This is a genomic window from Candidatus Methylacidiphilales bacterium (assembly GCA_028713655.1).
Classification (GTDB): domain Bacteria; phylum Verrucomicrobiota; class Verrucomicrobiia; order Methylacidiphilales; family JAAUTS01; genus JAQTNW01.
Window position 1 is genome coordinate 143,274 of record JAQTNW010000001.1, and the last position, 19,093, is coordinate 162,366.

A 19,093-nucleotide genomic window follows, 5' to 3' on the forward strand; every position below is an offset into this window, starting at 1 on the left:
CCACACCACCCGCCGGTTCCAGAGAGCCGTGGGTGAGCTTGATGTTGCATGGGCAAATCTTGTGATACGCTCTTTTAACGATCAACTTGTTAGTGCGGGTGAAGCGGTGTCGCGCCTCGCGCTTGCTGCGGCTTGCCACCGCACTCCAAATAAACCCGTGCGCGTCAAAAAGCCACGTTGACGCCGCCGTTGATGCTCTGGCTTTGGTAATCGGCGTTGAGTTCCGCGTCATAGCCGAGGAAGACAGAAATGGTATTGCTGATGGCGGCATTGATCTGCAGGCCCATCGCCGCGTTGTCGCGTCCCACGGTATCATCAAGGGAGGTGCCAAAGGAACCGCCCGCGCCGTCCGCAAATTGCGAACTGACGCTTTTGCCATTGTCCAAAAACTCATGCTGCCACATTGCGTATGTTTTCCAACTCCACTGGATGCCCCAGGCCGGCGCTGTCCAGGCCAGTTTGACCCCCAAACTTGACTTCAGACTCTCCGCATCAAACGGATTGACCTTCAAATTGAGTGAATCCGCGCCCGTTTCGGTATAACCGTTCACAAAGAGCTTGTTGTACTGGAGCCTACCCGTCGGACCCAGGGTAAAAATGCCGGTATGGTAATCATACCCGCCACCGAGAAACGTGTTGAATTCCATGCCATCAGGGGTTCCTAGCGCATTCCGGTTCAATCCGCCGAAGTTAATGTTTCGCTTCACCTCATAGCTGTTCCAGGCCCCGCCCACATAGCTGTCGGCATACCAACCCGTTTTGAGGTCCTTCAATTTGGGGTCGAAATAACTTGCGTAGAAGCCGAATTTGGCCGAATTCACATCCACTTTGCTCCCGTGCTGGTCCACGTTGGCTTCGCTTCCTGCATAGCCGGTTGCAAAACCCAGTACGAAATTTTTTGCGATTCGGTAATCGGCGCCCAGGGTCAGTCCGCCCGTGGTGAAGTCATAACCGGGCCCGTTTAATCCGCCTTCCACATTGCCGAACTGGCCGGTGCCGCTGGCAAAAAAGCCCCAGGGATTATCCGAAGACATGGTAAATGGGGATGACGCAGGATGCAGTGCGGAACCTGGCCCGCCGGAGCCCGCATCCGCCCATAGGGGAGCATCCATCCGCAAGCTGCCATCCATATTATAAAATGCCAGATTGTTGACGCTCAACCCCGTTGAGCCGCCGCGAATCTCGGCCAGGCGGCTTTCAAGGTTGTGAAATTGCGTGTTGTTATAGGAAAAACAAATTCTGGAAAGCGCCGCCAGTTGCTCCGGAGTCAGTTGGTCCAGGACGGCCGCCAAATCCCCCGGAGGCAGATTGTTCAAAAGAGGCAGGATGGTCTGGTCCAAATCGGGAGGCAGGTTTGGAGATGTAAACAAGGGCGTCAGCATGTCCGCAATATTCTTCTGGTTCACGGTCAGATTGAGAGCGCCAAAATTCGGCGCCCCACCCGCTATGAGGAGCAAATCGGCCGGGTCATAGCGCAGGGTGAAGGCGCCCAAAACCAGATTCGTGAACGATCCTGTCACTGTGCTTGCCGTGGCAATCGTCAATTCCGTGCCGCGCGGCGTGGTCGTGCTCAGGTCATGCACCGTCAAGGTGCCGCCATTGATAATAATGTTTCCGGTGACATTGAGCAGGTCCGCGTTGAGTCCATCCACATTGACGGACCAGTTGCTTCCCGATTCCGTGGTAAAGTCGCCGCCCACCGAATGGGTCCCCGTCGTGATGGTCCTGCGGTAGAAGGAGCCAAAATTGTCGATGCTTCCGTTATAATTGCCTTTGCCGGACAAGATGGCGCCGGCCTCAACCGTCACCAGCGCGCTTGAAAGTGTTGCCCTGTTGATGAGGTGGCCGCCCTGAACATCGGTATTGCCGGTGTAGGTATTGCTTTTGTTAAACACCAGTGTGCCGCTCCCCGTCTTGTTGATTCCATAACTGCCACCGCTCTCATCAATCACGCCATTCCATCGCAAGGTGGCACCGCTATCCACGGTAATGGTGCTGTTTGCCTTGAGTTTGGCGGCGTGGGTGGAAGTGACGCTAGCCACCGCTTCCAGTCCGCCGCCATTGAAAATCACTGTGCCGCCGTTGCCCAGGCTGTTGTCGTTGTTGATGACGACGTTGCCCTTGTTGATTTTCGTATTGCCGGTGTAGGTGTTGCTTCCGAACAAATCCAGATTACCGCTGCCTGTCTTGATCAGGTCGCCGCCGCCGCTGATTGTGCCGCTCCATGTGAGGGTCGAACCGCCATCGACATTGATCGTGCCATCGCTATTGAGCTTCGCATTGTGGTTGGATGTCACATTCGCCACCGCTTCCAGAGAGCCTCCGCTGAAGATCACTTTACCGGCTGTCCCGAGTGTGTTGTCGCCCAGGCTGTTGTCGTTGTTGATTGCGACATTGCCATTATTAAGTTTTGTGTCGCCGGTGTAGCTGTTGGTTCCAGACAAATTCAGTTCACCGTTGCCTTTCTTGATGACGCCATTGCTGCTGCTGCCGTCCGCTATCGTACCGCTCCAGGTCAAAGTTGTGCCACCGGCCACATCGAATGTGGCATTGGCTTCCAACGTTGTGGCGCGGTTTGTGGTGATGTCCGCCGTTGTTTTCAGGGTGCCGCCGGAAAACGTCACCGTTCCGCCGGCATTGCCCAGATTTGTGTCCGAACTGATCGAGACAACACCTCCCTGAAAATTGGTTCCACCGGTGTAGGTGTTGGTTCCTGTAACCGTGGTAAGGCCGCCCGTATGGTTGTAAACCACGCTCACAGGAGTTGTCGGGAGAAGGCCCTGGTCTTGAATCTTGATGTTCAAAGCCAGACTGCCCGTACCGGCCCCTGCGATGGTAATAGTCGGGGAGGCTGTGTTCGAAACAGTCAAAAATGCGTCGGCCAACAACCCGCCCGTCGCGCCATTGAAGGTCACATTGCCACTGCCATTGACATCGATCTCATTTGTCCGGATCGAACTGGGCAAAAGCGTATTTTGCGGCACGGTGATGGTGTATGATTCGGTGCTGTTGTTGAATACGATTTTTTGAATATTCGCTTGATAGGCCGTGTCGGCCGTAATGGTGACGCCGAACACCTTGAATTTGGTGCGGGTTTGAACCTGCACATTGGTTTGGGACGATGTGTCATCAAACACAACGGTGTCGCTGCTCCCCGGAAAGGATGATCCTCCCCAGTTTGCCCTGTTATTATAGACATTCCCTGAAACGCTCGACGTGGAATTCCATCGGTTGTCTTTCGATCCGGTCCATGTGATGGTGGCCGCCTTCAATTGGGCCGGGCAGATTGCAAATAACGTACAAGCGCTCAAAACCAGAACGCTTGCAGGTCGGATGGCAACCGCTTGAAAACGCAGCGACTTAAATCCCGTCCAATTCCAACCAAACTCCTTGTGAGTGAATAACATAACCAGATCCTTTCGCAGCCTTACAACCTTGAATTTCGATTCCTAAAACCAGCTAGATAAAAGCTTTTTCAGAAAAGCGCAACTATTTTAAACTTACTTAATATTTTTAATATCTTATGGCTTCATAAGCCTGAATTACATGCAAATGGAGGCCTCAAAACCAGCAACCAAGAACCAGGAACGACTTTCCTCCACTACTCCGCCCCGCTCCATTTCATGAGGCCGGCGGCAATCCGGCGGCGGGCACCACGGGGCGTCGCTTCCGAAACTGCGGAAAAAATCCGCTGAAACCAGGAGGTCCAGGCAATCGCGCCTCTTCCGGCCAGCAGCCGCATCGCGGCCCGCACCACGTCGTCCACCGACTGGCTGCGCGCAAAAAAGCGCGGGCTCATTCCGGCAACCTGCTGGAACTCGGTCGCCACCGGTCCGGGACACAGGCAGCAGACCTGCACCCCTTCGCGGCGCAATTCCTCATGCAGGGCTTCGCTGAATGAAACGACGAATGCCTTGCTCGCGGCATAAACCGAAAAATAGGGCACCGGCTGGAATGCGGCCGTGGAGGCCAGGTTCAGCACAAATCCATTTCCCGAACGCCGGATCTGAGGCAGGAACAGGCGGGTCAACTCCACCAGGGCCGACATGTTCACCTGCATCATGCGTCCGATTTCATTGGCTGACAACTTGCTGAAACTTTTATTGAAACCCAACCCCGCATTGTTCGCCAGGCCCATGACCCGCCATTTCTTTTTCTTGCAGGCTGCCGCAAGGCGGCCCGGCCCTGATGGGTCGTTCAAATCCGCCGCCACCCATTCCACGCGTGTCTGTGAGGATAGCTCCCGGGCCAGAGCTTTCAGCCGGTCCCGCCGCCGGGCGGTCAGGATCAGAGGCTGGCCGCGCCGCGCAAACTCGCGCGCAAGGCCCTCTCCAATTCCGCTGCTGGCGCCTGTGATCAAGACATAACATTTCGGGTCGGGCTGAAACATCCCTGATCTTTATCAGACGCCGCCGTAATGGACACAAAAAACAGGCCAATCCCCTCTATCAAGAGGGGCGGAAAGTGAGCTCAGCGAACGCTTCGGAGTGTGTGCGTGTTTTTTCTGGATTGCCGCGTCGTCGGGCGTTGCCCTCCTCCTCGTCCGCCGCGGCGGAACGCGGTTCACTCGCGATGTTTATCGGAGTTGCGTGGGGCATTGTGTCGACGAAGCATGTTGGCCCGGGCTATTCGTCATCGCGAGAATCCAAACCTTCAAAGAAGGTGTTTTGAGCGGAAATGAACGTGGGTTCGTGAGAGAAGCACCGAAGGTGCGGCCCATACCAGCCTGGGGCATCGCCCCAGGAATATGAATAGTGTAAAACCTCAAGCCCTGTAGGGGCGCGCTAACGCATGCCGGAGTTTGTGCCCGCTGGGCTTGCCCAAGAGGCGGACGGAACCCATTCAGGGTTCCGGGTGATTTTTTGATTTTACCCAGGGTAGCTCGTTCCTCGCAACCCTGGGCTGAAAGACGAAACGCCGTTGGCGTTTTAGCTAACATTTTATATTTCAACATCCTGCCCGATATGTTCATTAGGAGGCCCATCTGGAACACTCGCGACGCATGTCGGAGTTGGGCCGTGGCGATCCAGTACTTGTGTATAACGGCAAGCTTGTCAGGGGGATATTCGAGTTTTCAGTCTTCCGCCTTCGCCAAGTCTATGGCGGACAGGTAAGTGTAAAGTCTTAAGCACAAGCATTCCTTCGTGGCTTCGTGTGAGAAATATGCGTTTTTCCAGCCTGCGTCTTGGCTCACCACGGCGAGTCCGTTCTGTGGCGGACGCGCGCCGCAGGCGCATGGTTCGCACACGGGACGAATCCGTCCTTTGGCGGACGTCTCTGCGTTAAAAATCCGCGGCTCACAAAAAAATTCATTGGCCTATCGGCAACAGGTACTATGCTCTCCGCATGAATCGCGTCGGAATCGGCTATGATGTCCACCGTTTGGTGGAAGGCAGAAAATTAATCCTCGGAGGGGTGGAGATCCCGCATCATCTGGGTCTGGACGGACATTCCGACGCCGATGTGCTGATTCATGCCATCGCCGACGCCTTGCTCGGCGCCATCGGCTCCTCCGATATCGGCCATCATTTTCCCAACTCCGATCCCAAATGGAAAAACGTTTCCAGCCTGGTCTTTCTCCATGAAATCCGGGTCATGCTGCAAAAAAAAGGCGCCATGATCAATAATATCGATGCCACGCTCATTGCCGAAGCGCCGAAAATTGTGCCCCACATTCCCGCCATGAAAAAGGCTTTGGCTGAAGCGCTGATTGTCACGATGGATCGCATCGGCATCAAGGCCACCACGAATGAAACGATGGGATTTGTGGGGCGGAAGGAAGGAATCTCAGCTTTCGCGGTCGCAAGCGTTGAATTGCCATAAGCCCATGGCGAAATCCAAGTTTATCACTTTTGAAGGTTCGGAGGGTTGCGGTAAAACCACCCAAATCCAACTCCTGACGGATTGGCTGGTACAGCGCGGCGCTTCCGTCCTGTGTTGCCGCGAACCGGGAGGGACTCCCTTGGGCGAAGCCGTGCGCCATTTGTTGAAGCATGATCCTGCGGGGGAGGGAATGGCAGCCGAGACGGAGCTTTTGCTTTTTGCCGCCAGCCGGGCCGAGCTTGTGCGCAAAGTCATCTTCCCCGCCCTGCAAAAAGGGGCTTGGATCATCTGTGACCGGTTTCACGACTCCACGTCCGTTTACCAGGGCATTGCCCGCGGGTTGAATGCGCAGGCCGTCAATGCCATCAATGCCTTTGCCATCAATGGCGCCCGGCCTTCGCTCACTCTCGTCCTGGACCTGGACGCCTCGGAAGCGCGCAACCGCATGTTGCGCCGTCCGCGTCCGGTGGGGGAAAGCGACCGCATGGAAAACGAGCCGATCGGGTTCTATGAAAAAGTCACGGAAGGTTACCGGGTCCTTGCGCGGAACGAACCGGAGCGCGTCAAATTGATTCCGGCTTCGGGTTCCCGGGACGAAGTATTTCAAAAAATCATCAAGGAGCTGAAAGATGCCTTTCCCGGCGGACTGGATTGAAGAACGGCTGCTGGCCGCCTCGTCGGAAAACCGGCTGGCCCATGCCTATCTTTTTACTGGGTCTAATATAGACGATCTGCTGGCCCTCTTCCACCGGGTTGCCGCGCGGTTGTTGAAATCCCGCGGCCCCTCCCATCCCGACCTCCACATCATCCAGCCGGAGTCCAAGTCCCGGCGCCTGACCATCGAGCAGGTGCGGCAGTTGGAACACCAGCTTCAGCTCAGGGCCCGCGACGGCGAACTCAAGGTTGCGGGGATCGTGGCCGCCGACCGCATGTGCATCGGGTCCGCCGAGGCGGCCAACGCTTTCCTGAAAACGTTGGAAGAGCCCCCGGCGCATACGGTGATTTTTTTGCTTTCAGACCGCCCGGAACAACTATTGCCCACCATTCGCTCCCGCTGCCTTGTCCTGCCGCTCGAATCCGAGGCCGCCGTGAAGCCTGAAGCCGGAGACGCCGGGTGGATGAAAAATTGGTGGAAGCTGGACGGCCATGCGGCGGACCAAGCCTACCGTCGGGCGGGGCTTTTGGCTGCGCACTGGAAAACGTTACGTGAAGCTGCCGAGCTAAAATTCAAGGATCAGGATGAAGATGACAGCCGGAATGCCATGCTGGAGGCCGAGTTTTTGCTGGCGCGGGACAACAGCCTGCGTGCGCTGATTCATTACTGCTGGGAACAGGGCAAGGGCGGGGAGGGGCGCTTGAAAGCGGTGGGCATCGTGGAAGGGCTGGAGGAATTGCGTTATGCTTTAAGCCGAAATCTGGAGCAAAATTTGGCCTTGGAACGCACTTTTCTAATGGTTGGCGGCCTAATTCATGAGGATATTTAGCTATAACGCTATAGTTAAATTCCGTTGACCTTCGTCCCAATTGATTTAATTTCATACCCTGAAGGAGATACTCAGGGTGGAACTCAAAGAAATCAAAGCTGTCATCGATCTCATGTCCCGCAACGGACTGACTGAATTCGAACTCGAACGGGACAATTTTAAAATCCGGATCTGCAAATCCTCTGCGGGTGGAAGCCCGCAGTTCACCGTCCATGCGCCCGTACCGCAGGCTTTGCCCGGATCATCCCCACAACCTTTTTCTCCGGCGCCCGCCGCTCCTGCCAAACAAAATCTTCCCACCATCAACTCGCCCATGGTCGGCACCTTTTACCGCTCCCCGTCGCCCGACTCCGCCGCCTATGTCGAGCCCGGCGCCGAGGTAAATGAAGAAACCGTGGTCTGTATCATCGAAGCCATGAAAGTCATGAACGAAATCAAGGCCGAGATGAAAGGGGTGATTACCGAAATTTTGGTGGAAGGCGGAAAACCCGTCGAATTCGGCCAGCCCCTGTTCTCAATTAAACCTCTCTAGTTCCACTTTTACTTCCTTTCTACCGGGCTAAAGTCGTCATGTTTGATAAAGTTTTGATCGCCAATCGGGGTGAAATCGCGCTCCGCATCATCCGGGCCTGCAAGGAGCTGGGCGTCCACACCGTGGCCGTTTACTCCGAGGCGGATGCCGACTCCATCCATGTCCATGTCGCCGATGAGGCCATTTGCATCGGCAAAGGCGCCGGCACCGAAAGTTACCTCAAGATCGACCGGATCATCAGCGCGGCGGAAATCTCCGATGTCGATGCCATCCATCCCGGTTATGGATTTCTTTCCGAACGGGCCCACTTCGCCGAAGTCTGCCAGAGTTGCAACATCACTTTCATCGGCCCCTCCGCCAATGCCATTAAACGAATGGGCGACAAAGCTTCCGCGCGCGAAACAGCGCGAAAAGCGGGCGTGCCCATCACACCCGGCAGCGATGGACCGGTCGATACCGAGCAGGAAGCTGTTAAAGTCGCAAAAAAAATCGGTTACCCGGTCATGATCAAGGCCGTGGCCGGCGGCGGCGGCAAGGGGATGCGGCCGGCGCACAACGATGTCAGTCTCATCCAGGGATTCCATGCCGCGCGGCTCGAAGCGGAAAAAGCCTTTGGCAACCCGTCCATTTACATCGAAAAACTCATCGAAAATCCGCACCACATCGAGTTCCAGATCATGGGCGACAAAAAAGGGAAAATCGTCCATGTCGGGGAACGCGACTGCTCCATCCAGCGCCGCAACCAAAAGCTGCTGGAAGAGTCACCCTCGCCGCTCATGACGGCCGAACTGCGCAAGAAAATGGGGCGCGCCGCCATCAAGCTGGCGCAGGAAGTCGAGTATGAGAATGCCGGCACGATTGAATTTCTGGTTGATGACGACGGAAATTATTATTTCATGGAAATGAACACCCGCATCCAGGTTGAGCATCCCGTCACGGAGGAGGTTTACGGCGTGGATCTGGTGAAGGAACAAATCCGCATCGCAGCGGGTGAACCGCTGGGCAAGGACTTCGACGATTTGAAACCCCTGCGCCATGCCATTGAATTCCGCATTAATGCCGAGGATCCCTTCAACGATTTCCGCCCGTCGCCCGGCAAAATCGACCTCTATTACCCGCCGGGCGGCCATGGCATCCGCATGGATTCGCATGTCTATGGCGGCTACTCCATTCCGCCGTATTACGACTCCATGATCGGCAAACTCATCGCCTACGGGCATGACCGGAAAACAGCGCTCAGCAGGCTCAGCCGCGCCCTGGACGAAATTGTCATCCGGGGAATTGCCACCACCATTCCGTTAGGTCAGATCATCCTTCGCGACGTCGAATTCCGCCGCGGAAAGTATTCCACTCATTTTGTGCAGGACCTCCTTGAACAAAAGGGCCAGTTGATGCCCAAGTATGACCAGAAATGAGCTTTTGGAGCGGCTCGCGGCCGCCCGGCTGTATGCCATTCTGGACGCGGCCTATTCCGATCCGGCCCGATGGCCCGATCTTGCGGCAAAAATAATCCGGGGCGGCGCGGGTGTCATCCAGGTCCGGGCCAAGAAAGCCTCCGCCTCCCAGGTACTGGAATGGGCGCAATCCATCCGGAACATCACGCGTGAAAACAAAGTCCCCCTCATCATTAATGATCATCCGGGGATTGTCCGAATCTGCGATGCGGATGGCTGTCATGTGGGCCAGGACGATCTGCCGCTGGAGCAGGTGCGCGCGCTCATCGGACCGGAGAAAGTGGCCGGAAAATCCACCCATTCGCTGGAGCAAGCCCTGGCGGCCCGGGAGGATGGGGCCGATTACATCGGGTTCGGCCCGATTTTTGCGACACCGACCAAGCCGGACTACGCGCCCATCGGCGCCGAAATCATCCGGGCCATGAGCGGTCAAATTTCAGTTCCGGCTTTTTGCATCGGCGGGATCAAAAAGGAAAACGTGGCGCAATTGAAGGAGCTTGGCGCGCAACGAGTTGTTATTGTCTCGGGCCTGCTCCAGGCCGGAGATCCCGAATCCTATGCCCGGGACGTGCTGGAGCGGTTGAAATAGCAGCACCTCCATTTCTTACTCTTAATCTTAATCCTGCTCTATCTCCAACTCCAACTCTCAGAAAATGATGATTGCTGAGGGGGGATTGCTGAAGGCTGAGAGCTGACAGCCGATAGCTGAGAGCCGCAGGATTAGGATTAGAGCATATTGTATTTATTCTGCCGCACGTTCATACATTCCGCCGCGGCGGACGAGGAGCGCAGCGACGTGGCAATCCAGAAACCAACTTATGGGTATGGAGTGGATCGCCACGGCCCAACTCCGACATGCGTCGCGAGTGTTCCAGATGGGCCTCCTAATGAACAGTTGTGACAACATGTTGAAAGATGGGATGTTAGCTAAAACGCCAACGGCGTTTCGTCCTTCAGCCCAGGGTTGTCCGGCTCCGACGGACTACCCTGGGTAAAATAAAAAAATCACCCCGAACCCTGAAAGCGGTTCCGTCCGCCTCTTGGGCAAGCCCAGCGGGCACAAACTCCGGCATGCGTTAGCGCGCCCCTACAGGGCTTGAGGTTTTACACTATTCATATTCCTGGGGCGATGCCCCAGGCTGGTATGGGCCGCACCTTCGGTGCTTCTCTCACGAACCCACGTTCATTCCTGCTCAAAACACCTTCTTTGAAGGTTTGGTTTCTCGCGATGACGCGACAATATAAACGCAATTTGCTCTAAGATTAAGAGTAAGCGTACGAGGTAGAGATAACCTTCAGCAATCTGACTTCTGCATTCAGCATTCTGCCTTCCGCCTAATCATCAATCTTACTTCATCAATCCTCAATCCTCCTTTCCCCATCGAATCAGTTGCCGCCTTCCGGTTTCTCCTGTAGGATTCCCATCGTGTTTTTGGTTCCTGATTTGAATTTCGATTTGCTGGCCCGGTACAATGTTTCCGGACCGCGCTACACCAGCTATCCCACGGCCCCCCAGTTTACGGAAAAATTCACAGGGCCCGATCTTTTGGAGGAAATCCGCCGGACCCATTTGGAGAAAAATCCGCCGCCCCTTTCGCTCTATTATCACCTGCCGTTTTGCAAGTCGGTCTGTTTTTATTGCGGTTGCAACGTGACTTTCACCCGGGACCGCTCGCGCGGGAACGCGTACATCGAGGCCCTGAGGCAGGAGATGGATTTGGTGATGCCGTATCTCAAGCCGCGGCGTCCGGTGGTTCAATTGCATTGGGGAGGGGGCACGCCGACCTTTTGCACGCCGGAACAATTGAGCCGGCTTTTTGGATCGATCCGGGAGCGCTTTGAATTCGCCCCGGACGCGGAGATCGGCGTCGAGGTCGATCCGCGCGAAACGTCCCCCGAACACCTGCAGGTCCTTGGAAGCGTTGGTTTCAATCGTTTGTCAGTCGGCATCCAGGATTTTGACCCGAAAGTCCAGGAAGCGGTCAACCGGCTGCAGTCCGAGGAGGCGACGCGCGCCACGATTGACGAAGCCCGGAAAAACGGATTTCAAAGCGTGTCGGTCGATCTCATGTATGGGCTGCCCCTGCAAACGGCCTCAACCTTCGCCACCACGCTGGATCGGGTGCTGGCGCTGGATCCGGACCGCCTTGCGCTGTTTAATTTCGCCTATCTTCCCGCCCAGATCCGGCACCAGAAGGCCATCCGCGAGGCCGATTTGCCGTCCCCGCGCGAAAAGCTGGCGATCTTCAAGCTTGCGGTCGAACGGTTGTTAGGGGCGGGGTATGCCTACATCGGGATGGATCATTTTGCCAAACCCGGGGATGATCTGCGCCTCGCGCAGGCTGCCGGAAAACTGCACCGTAATTTCCAGGGCTACACCACCCATGCCGAGGCCGACCTCTATGCGTTCGGCGTTTCCTCCATCAGCAGCCTGGGCCGGGTTTATGCGCAGAACCGCAAAAAAGTGGGGGAATACATGGCGGAAGTGGAGGCGGGACGCCTGCCCGTGATGCGCGGGCTTCGGTTGACCGACGAGGACCTGCTCCGGCGCCATGTCATCATGCGGTTGATGTGCGATTTTGAACTGGACATGGAACGGGTGGAACGCGAATTCGGCATCGACTTTCACGAACATTTTTCCCCCGCGCTGGAAACGCTCAAGCCGATGGAAGAGGCGGGCCTCCTCGAGATCCTGCCGTCCAAAATCACGGTGCGGCCGACCGGAAGGTTCCTGATCCGGAACATCGCGATGTGTTTCGACGCCTATCTTCAGGGGTCGGCAGTCCAATATTCGAGGACAGTTTAAAGTCTTAAGTTCGCCCCGGCGAATCCGTCCTGTGGCGGATTTTAAGCAGGAGCATCCTGTAAATCCTGTTCATCCTGTCCGCCTTTCGTGCTTTCGTGTGTTTAGCGGGCAATCCTGTGCTTGTCCCTGCCCTCGGCCTGCTTCTGAATTCTGCATTCCGAATTCTTCATTTTTCTCGCCTCGAATCGCAGAGGCCTGCATTCTCATTTCCTTTCATGAAAATTTGCGACGCCACCCAGTTTTATTCCGAAGTCGGGGGCGGGGTCCGGCGTTATCTGACCGAAAAACGGAATTACATCCTCAAGCACACCACGCATGAGCATGTCTTGGTCATTCCGGGAGACCGCACCGAGGTGATCCGGGAGGGAAGGCTGACGACCTGCAAGGTGCGCTCGCCCAAGGTCAACCGGACCTCGCGTTACCGCATTTTGTTGAACACGCCGCGGGCGGAGGAACTCATCGCCCGGGAAAAGCCGGATTTGATTGAATCAGGCGACCCGTATCATCTGGGCTGGCGGATGATCGATGCCGGGCGCCGGCTGGGCATTCCGGTGGTTGGGTTTTATCATTCGCATTTTCCGGAGGCGTATCTGCGCACGGTTTTGAAATATTGCGGCGGCTGGCTGCGGGACGTGGGGATGGCGTATGCCCGGGATTACATCTGCCGGCTTTACAACAACTTTGACAATACGCTGGTGCCATCCCAGTTTTTGTCGGACCTGCTGCGCGAATGGGGCATCCGGCATACCGTGCCGGTGCATCTGGGGGTGGACACGGACGTGTTCCATCCCGATCCGGGCAACGCGGCCGCGCGTTCGGAGCTGGGGTTCCGGGACGACTCCATCCTGCTCCTGTATGTCGGCCGCCTGGCGGGAGAAAAAAACACCCGCGTCCTGCTCGACACGTTCAAAATCCTCGCGCGGGACCGGGAAAACCGCTTTGAATTTCTCATCATGGGCGATGGCGGATTGCGCCAGGCGCTGCTGGACACGCAGGCGAAATTGCCCCAATTAAAATGGATTTCGTATTGCGGCGACCCCGCCGAACTGGCCCGGTATTACCGCATGGCGGACCTGTTTGTGCATCCCGGCGTGTGCGAGACGTTCGGGTTGGTGACAATGGAAAGTCAGGCATGCGGCTGTCCCGTCGTCGGCATCCGGGGCAGTTACATGGACACCAATATTTTCGCGGGCCTGGAATATTGGGCGGATGAAAACAAGGCCGCGGCGCTCGCGCGGGCGATCCGGCGCTATACCGGGCTCGACCGCAGGAAGCTGGGTTCCATTGCAAGCGGCGTGGTGCGGGAGCGCTATGGCTGGACCCGTGTGTTCGAGAAGATTATTTCGATTTATGTGGATGAGATACGGCGCAAGCGCGCCAGCCTGCAGCATGGCGCCCTGTTCCAGGAGGACTGATGGAAGAACCCAATTTCAAAATCCGGCATTATGAACCGCGCGACCGCGAGGCTGTGCGGCGCATTTGTTGCGAGACGGGCTTTCTGGGGAACCCGGTCGATCCGGTGTTCGAGGACCGTGAATTGTTCGCGAATTTTCTGACGGCGTATTATACCGATGCCGAGCCGGAATCCAGCGTGGTGCTGGAAAGCGGCGGCGAGGTGAGGGGTTACATCATGGGGTGCCGGCATCCTGACCGGCAGTCGCGCTACAATCTGCGGGTTTTTGCGGCCGGTCTTGGGAAACTGCTGTTCCGGTTTTTATTCCGCTATCAGGGCAACACGCGGCGTTATATCTGGTGGCTGCTGACGCGCGGGAGAAAGGAAGTGCCGTTCACGCCCAAAGGCATGGCGCATTTCCATATCAACCTGCTGCCGGATGTGCGGAGCGTGCCGCAGACGCGCGCGGTGATCGATTTTTTCCTGGATTATCTCGTGCGCTCGGGCGAGAAGGCGGTTTACGGGCAGGTCGTGACATTTGAAAAGCGCCGCGGGGAGCGGATGTTCGCCCGCTACGGGTTTGTCGTCCGGGACTCGGTCGAGGTCACGAAATACCGGAAGTATGTGGAGACGCCGGTTTATCTGTTTACGGTCGTGAAGGATTTGTCAGCCGGGGCAAAGCTGTACGACCAGGATTTGAGGAAATAAAATGCAGAAGTCGGAATGCAGGAGTTGGAATTCAGAAGTCAGAATGTAGAATTCAGAATTAAGGTGCCAGGCACAGTCAGAACATAGGCTTAAGACTTTAAACTGGCGCAAGCTGTATCAATCCCCCTGATAAGGGGGAAGACAAGGGGGTTGTCTGTTGCCTGAAATCGAAAGCGGCGTCGCACCCTTCCTTCTTGCCACCGCACTCCATATTAATTCCAGCTCTCAGTTTTTAGACTTTTGCTTTTGTGCTGCTTCTGAATCCTGGCTACTGAATTCTCGCTTCCTGATCTTTGCGCTCTTCCTGTAATATCAAGTTTTAAGTCTTAAGTTTTAAGCCGGATTCTGGCTTCTGGCTTCTTCATTTCCTCAGCCTTCTTCATTCATCGGCGCGCACGGAGGAATCGTCTTACAGCATTGTGATTGCCAGCCATGTGAATCACAAGGGCACGGCCCCTTCTGGTAAAAACAAACCGAAGATCGAGATCCCAACGAAATTCGTAATGGCCGCCGCCCAGGTCCCGAATGCCCAAACCCGCATGGCGGTGGGGAAAACCGAAGCATGCCGACAGTTGGCGCAATTGCCCGTTTAGCTGATCCAATCTGTCATCCGGCCAATCGGAAAGGGCCTTGAGCGCCTTGCGGTCAAACTCGATCTCGAACGAGTCTTTTGACGCTTCCGGTCCAGCGGACGGTTTTTCCGCCGGCCATCTTTTCTTTGGTTTCATCATCCAATCTTGCGGTGATGCGCTTCATCTCATCTGGAGTAATCCCGTATTCCTTGAAAACATAATCGGGAATGACCTTTGTGGGGCGCAGAACAAACACCTCATTTTTGAAAACGATTCCCAGGTTTGCTCCTTTGGATACGCGGCCAAGCACACGGCTCAGATTCTTGCGCGCTTCGGTGGGAGTTAATAATTCAACCGTGGCGAGGCTCATCACTCAATGACTAGCAGAGACGCAATTGCGGCGCAATCTTTATCCCGGTTTTTCAGTTCTCAGTTCTCGGGCTTAAATTCAAGTTTTAAGTTCGCCCCGGCGAATCCGTCCGGTGGCGGATTTGTAAGTTTAAAGTTTTAAGCTTCTGCTTCTATCTGCGTGTATCTGTGTTATCTGCGGTTAAACCTTCTTATCCTCTTTTTGTGTCTTTTGCGCCTTTTCGCGGCCAATCCTTTGTTCGTGTCTTTCGTGCTTTTCGTGGTTAACTCCTTTCCCGTAGAATATTTTGATTCCTGATGAAACATCTGATCGTATCCCTGCATGACCTCCATCCCGGCTCGCTTGACGCGGTCCGCGGGCAGATCGATTGCCTGAAAACGCTGGGCATTTCCAATTTTTCCATTCTCGCCGTGCCGCATTTTCATCATCAGAAGCGACTGAAAGATCATGCCGGAATGCTCAAATTCCTGGACGAGCGCAGCCAGGCCGGGGACGACCTGGTGATCCACGGCTTTTATCATGACCGGAGCGACCGCGGCGGCGGCCCGCTTTTTTGGACAAAATTTTACACAGCCAACGAAGCGGAATTTTTGGATTTGAGCGACGGGGAAGCCCGGCATCGGGTCGAGACCGCCCTCGAAATTTGGAGGGAGCATGGCTGGCCCGCCAACGGATTTATCGCCCCGGCCTGGCTCCTGCCGCGCGCGCAGGATGTCTTGTTGAAGCGGATGGGATTTTCCTACACCACGCGTTTGGGCGGGATTCATCTGCTGAGGAAGGGCATGGAGATGGCGTCGCAATCCCTGTGCTACAGCACGCGGGCGGAATGGCGCCGGAAAATCTCGCTGCTCTGGAACCCTTTCCTGTTTAAACGCCTGGTCGGCCGCCAGGTGGTGCGGCTCAGCCTCCATCCGGACGACCTGAACCATCCGCCCATCCGGGAGCAAATCCTGGAAATCGCGGGAATGGCCTTGGCGGCGGGATACGAACCCGTAACGTACTCCGCGTATGCTGAAATGTGACCTCCAGGCGCACTCCTGCCATTCCGACAGGCCCACCCAGTGGGTGCTGCGAAAGTTGGGTGTTCCGGAAAGCTACACAAAGCCCGCCGACCTCTACGACATCCTGAAGCGGAAGGGCTTTGATTTCGTCACCATCACCGATCACAACCGGCTGGAAGGGTGCCTCGAAATCGCCGGGCGTCCGGGCGTGTTCCTGAGCGAGACCGTCACAACGTACTTTCCCGAAGACGGCTGCAAGATCCATATTTTGGTCTGGAACCTGACGGAACAGGACCACCGGGACATCCAGGGCGTCCGTGAAAACATTTACGAACTCGCGCCCTTTTTGCGCGGACGGGGCCTGGCGCACGGCGTGGCGCATCCCCTGTTGAACATCAACAACCGCCTGGCGCCGGAGCATGTCGAGAAGCTCGTGCTGCTGTTCCGCGTCTTTGAAACCGCGAACGCGAGCCGCGACCCGCTCGCGCAGCAGGTCCTGCGTCTCTGCCTGGATTCGCTGACACCTGAAAAGATCCAACAATTGGCGGACAGGCACAAAATCGAGCCGGCGCATGCCGAGCCGTGGAGGAAAAGTTTTTTTGGAAGCTCGGACGACTATGGCGGCCTGTATCTGGGCGACGCATGGACCGAGGCGGAAGGCGGGCCGGACATTGCCGATTGGCTCAAGCGTGTGGAGAACGGCGGGGCCGTTGCCGGCGGTTGCGCGGGGGATGTGCAGCGCCTGGCCAACAGCATCTACCGGGTTGTCTTTGCCTATGCCCGGGACAGGCTTGGCTCCACAGCGCCGCGCGGCATGCAGTTGCTGAACAAGGTGGCCCAGCGCTTCCTCGAGGGAAAAAACCCGACGGACTTTTCCTTCGGCGAACTCGTCGGGCACGTCACCGAGGCCGTGCGCACGGGCAAGGCGTTCGACTTCATCAACCCCAACGAGACCTCGCTCAACCGCGAGGTTGTGAAATATTTTTTGGACCCCGCGATCAAAAAGGAACTGGATGTCATCATCCGCGAGGAAAAAATCCCGGAGCGCCGCACCTTCCGGATGGCCTCCAAGATCGCCAACGACCTGTTCTACCGCCTGTTTGCGCAGGTGGTCAGCCGGATCAACCGCGGGGAGGTGCTCGACAGCCTGCAGCCCGCCACCGGCATGCTGCCGCTGGCCGCCAGTGTTGCGCCCTATATTTTTTCCTATCACAACCTTCACAGCCAACGGCCCCTCTTGCGGAGCACGGCCCGGGCGTTTCTTGGAAAAACGCCGCCGCTGTTGCGGAATACAAAGCGCGCCTGGTTCACCGACACGCTCGACGACGTGAACGGCGTCGCCCGGACCATCCGGACCATGAGCGAGGCGGCGTTCAGGCAGGGGGAGGATTTGACGGTGATCGCCTGCCGCACGAACCTCAACCTCAGCGGGATTAAAATCAAAAATTTCGCGCCGGTGGGTGAGTTCGAGCTGCCCGAATACAAGCTCCAAAAACTCACCTTCCCGCCCGTGCTGGACATCATTGATTACATCGAGCGGGAGGGCTTTACCGAGTGCATCATCAGCACGCCCGGGCCTGTCGGTCTGACGGCACTGGCGGCTTCAAAGTTGTTAGGACTCAGGACCACCGGCATCTATCACACGGATTTCCCCCAGTATGTGCGCTTTTTGACCGAGGACGATTTCATGGAAACCCTCATGTGGAAGTTCATGCAGTGGTTTTATGTCCAGTTCGACACGGTCTATGTCAACTCGGAGTTCTACAGGCAGTGCTGGATCGACCGAGGGCTGGAACCGCGAAAGCTCGCCATTCTGCCACGCGGACTGGATACGGAACTGTTCCATCACCGGCGGCGGCAGAAGGATTATTGGAAAAAACGGGGCGCCAAGGGCAGGGTGATGCTGTATGTCGGACGCATTTCGAAGGAAAAGGAGCTCCGCTTCCTGGCCGATGTGTTCCGGGAACTGCTCCGGCGCGGCGCGGCGGTGGACCTGGCGGTTGTGGGCGAGGGGCCTTACCGCGAGGAAATGCAGGCCCTGGCGCCGAAGGCGATTTTTACGGGCACCCTGACCGGCGAGGAGCTGGGGGCGGCGTATGCCTCGGCGGACCTTTTTGTTTTTCCCAGCACCACCGACACGTTTGGCAATGTGGTGATCGAGGCCATGTCGAGCGCGCTGCCGGCTTTTGTATCCGACGTGGGTGGGCCGAAGGAACTGGTTTCAGCGGAAACGGGGGGCCGGGTGCTGCCGGCTGGGGACATGGACGCGTGGGTTGCCGCGATTGAAGAGTTTTTGAAAAATCCGGTCCCGGCCGGGGTGTTGGAATCGGCCGCGCGTCGCATTCATGAGGATCGGAATTGGGACCGCGCTTTCCGCGAATTTTGGGCCAACGGGTTGAAAGAGGAGGAAATGATGAATTCAGAAGTCAGAATTAAGAATTCAGAAAGCGGGAAAAGCTGAAATAGGTGCTTTCGGCTGTCAGCCACGGCCGACTTCTGGCTCCTGACTCCTGACTTCTTCATTTTCTCCACCCTCTGCCTTTGCTCCAGGTCCTGCCACCGCGTTCTCATTACCCATACAAAACATCATGCAACGCGTTGCGCAAAAAATGTTTACTTGTTTACTTAAGCATCCATTGTTACAATCAAAACCATGAAGAACTCGCAAATCACTCAGGGGTTGCCTCACACAACTTCATATCCCTCTGTACACCTTATCGTACAGCATGCGCTTCGACGTGCGTTTCGAGCTTGTATCGCCTTTGCGATTATTGCAATGACACTCGCGTGCGGAGCTGTGCCCTCGGCTTTTGCGGCCTCCGCAACTTGGAGCGCGACCCCCACCGACGGCGACTGGGTGACCGTCCCGGATGGCGACAACAACTGGAGCACCGGGGTGAGCACCTTCCCCGGTACCACATCGGCCACGGTGATAAATAACGGCGACACA

The 19,093-nt window shown here is 56.4% G+C and carries 15 protein-coding genes; 12 read left to right on the plus strand and 3 right to left on the minus strand.

Annotated elements, in window-relative coordinates:
• Positions 1 to 164: 164 nt before the first annotated feature.
• Both PHD76_00680 and PHD76_00685 read right to left on the minus strand, forming a co-directional pair.
• On the minus strand, positions 165 to 3,407 hold the full coding sequence (locus PHD76_00680) for an autotransporter domain-containing protein (protein ID MDD5260339.1): 3,243 nt from the start codon (positions 3,405 to 3,407) through the stop codon (positions 165 to 167).
• Between the two features lie 194 nt (positions 3,408 to 3,601).
• The gene (locus PHD76_00685; GenBank protein ID MDD5260340.1) at positions 3,602 to 4,390 is read right to left on the minus strand and encodes an SDR family oxidoreductase; all 789 of its coding nucleotides are present in this window, start codon (positions 4,388 to 4,390) and stop codon (positions 3,602 to 3,604) included.
• A 956-nt stretch (positions 4,391 to 5,346) separates the two neighbouring features.
• Here PHD76_00685 and ispF point away from each other — a divergent pair.
• The 10 genes from ispF (at position 5,347) to PHD76_00735 (ending at position 14,793) form a co-directional block, all read left to right on the plus strand.
• Positions 5,347 to 5,823, plus strand: a complete 477-nt coding sequence (gene ispF / locus PHD76_00690; GenBank protein MDD5260341.1) for a 2-C-methyl-D-erythritol 2,4-cyclodiphosphate synthase — start codon at positions 5,347 to 5,349, stop codon at positions 5,821 to 5,823.
• Between the two features lie 4 nt (positions 5,824 to 5,827).
• Positions 5,828 to 6,478, plus strand: coding sequence for a dTMP kinase (gene tmk / locus PHD76_00695; GenBank protein ID MDD5260342.1), 651 nt, complete (start codon positions 5,828 to 5,830; stop codon positions 6,476 to 6,478).
• Positions 6,453 to 7,307 (plus strand): hypothetical protein, encoded by an 855-nt coding sequence (locus tag PHD76_00700; protein ID MDD5260343.1) that lies wholly within the window; start codon positions 6,453 to 6,455, stop codon positions 7,305 to 7,307. Before tmk ends, PHD76_00700 begins: the two co-directional genes overlap by 26 nt.
• Positions 7,308 to 7,383: 76 nt before the next feature.
• On the plus strand, positions 7,384 to 7,839 hold the full coding sequence (gene accB / locus PHD76_00705) for an acetyl-CoA carboxylase biotin carboxyl carrier protein (protein ID MDD5260344.1): 456 nt from the start codon (positions 7,384 to 7,386) through the stop codon (positions 7,837 to 7,839).
• Positions 7,840 to 7,877: 38 nt separating this feature from the next.
• The gene (gene accC, locus PHD76_00710; GenBank protein ID MDD5260345.1) at positions 7,878 to 9,254 is read left to right on the plus strand and encodes an acetyl-CoA carboxylase biotin carboxylase subunit; all 1,377 of its coding nucleotides are present in this window, start codon (positions 7,878 to 7,880) and stop codon (positions 9,252 to 9,254) included.
• A complete protein-coding gene (gene thiE / locus PHD76_00715; GenBank protein ID MDD5260346.1) occupies positions 9,241 to 9,882 on the plus strand; it encodes a thiamine phosphate synthase in 642 nt (213 codons plus the stop codon). Before accC ends, thiE begins: the two co-directional genes overlap by 14 nt.
• Positions 9,883 to 10,719: 837 nt before the next feature.
• The gene (gene hemN / locus PHD76_00720) at positions 10,720 to 12,099 is read left to right on the plus strand and encodes an oxygen-independent coproporphyrinogen III oxidase (GenBank protein ID MDD5260347.1); all 1,380 of its coding nucleotides are present in this window, start codon (positions 10,720 to 10,722) and stop codon (positions 12,097 to 12,099) included.
• Positions 12,100 to 12,314: 215 nt separating this feature from the next.
• Positions 12,315 to 13,514 (plus strand): glycosyltransferase, encoded by a 1,200-nt coding sequence (locus PHD76_00725; protein ID MDD5260348.1) that lies wholly within the window; start codon positions 12,315 to 12,317, stop codon positions 13,512 to 13,514.
• Positions 13,514 to 14,200: a GNAT family acetyltransferase gene (locus PHD76_00730; protein MDD5260349.1), complete on the plus strand. Its 687-nt coding sequence runs from the start codon at positions 13,514 to 13,516 to the stop codon at positions 14,198 to 14,200. The genes PHD76_00725 and PHD76_00730 overlap by 1 nt, the downstream gene beginning before the upstream one ends.
• Before the next feature lie 419 nt (positions 14,201 to 14,619).
• A complete protein-coding gene (locus PHD76_00735) occupies positions 14,620 to 14,793 on the plus strand; it encodes a hypothetical protein (protein ID MDD5260350.1) in 174 nt (57 codons plus the stop codon).
• Between the two features lie 52 nt (positions 14,794 to 14,845).
• On the opposite strand, the gene PHD76_00740 is transcribed toward PHD76_00735, so the two are convergent.
• Positions 14,846 to 15,142 (minus strand): hypothetical protein, encoded by a 297-nt coding sequence (locus PHD76_00740; GenBank protein ID MDD5260351.1) that lies wholly within the window; start codon positions 15,140 to 15,142, stop codon positions 14,846 to 14,848.
• A 296-nt stretch (positions 15,143 to 15,438) separates the two neighbouring features.
• Between PHD76_00740 and PHD76_00745 the strand changes: the two genes are divergently transcribed.
• Both PHD76_00745 and PHD76_00750 read left to right on the plus strand, forming a co-directional pair.
• Positions 15,439 to 16,164, plus strand: a complete 726-nt coding sequence (locus PHD76_00745; GenBank protein MDD5260352.1) for a polysaccharide deacetylase family protein — start codon at positions 15,439 to 15,441, stop codon at positions 16,162 to 16,164.
• Positions 16,151 to 18,604 carry a glycosyltransferase gene (locus PHD76_00750; GenBank protein ID MDD5260353.1) on the plus strand — a complete coding sequence of 818 codons (2,454 nt, stop codon included), beginning with the start codon at positions 16,151 to 16,153 and terminating at the stop codon, positions 18,602 to 18,604. The genes PHD76_00745 and PHD76_00750 overlap by 14 nt, the downstream gene beginning before the upstream one ends.
• The last annotated feature ends 489 nt before the right edge of the window (positions 18,605 to 19,093 follow it).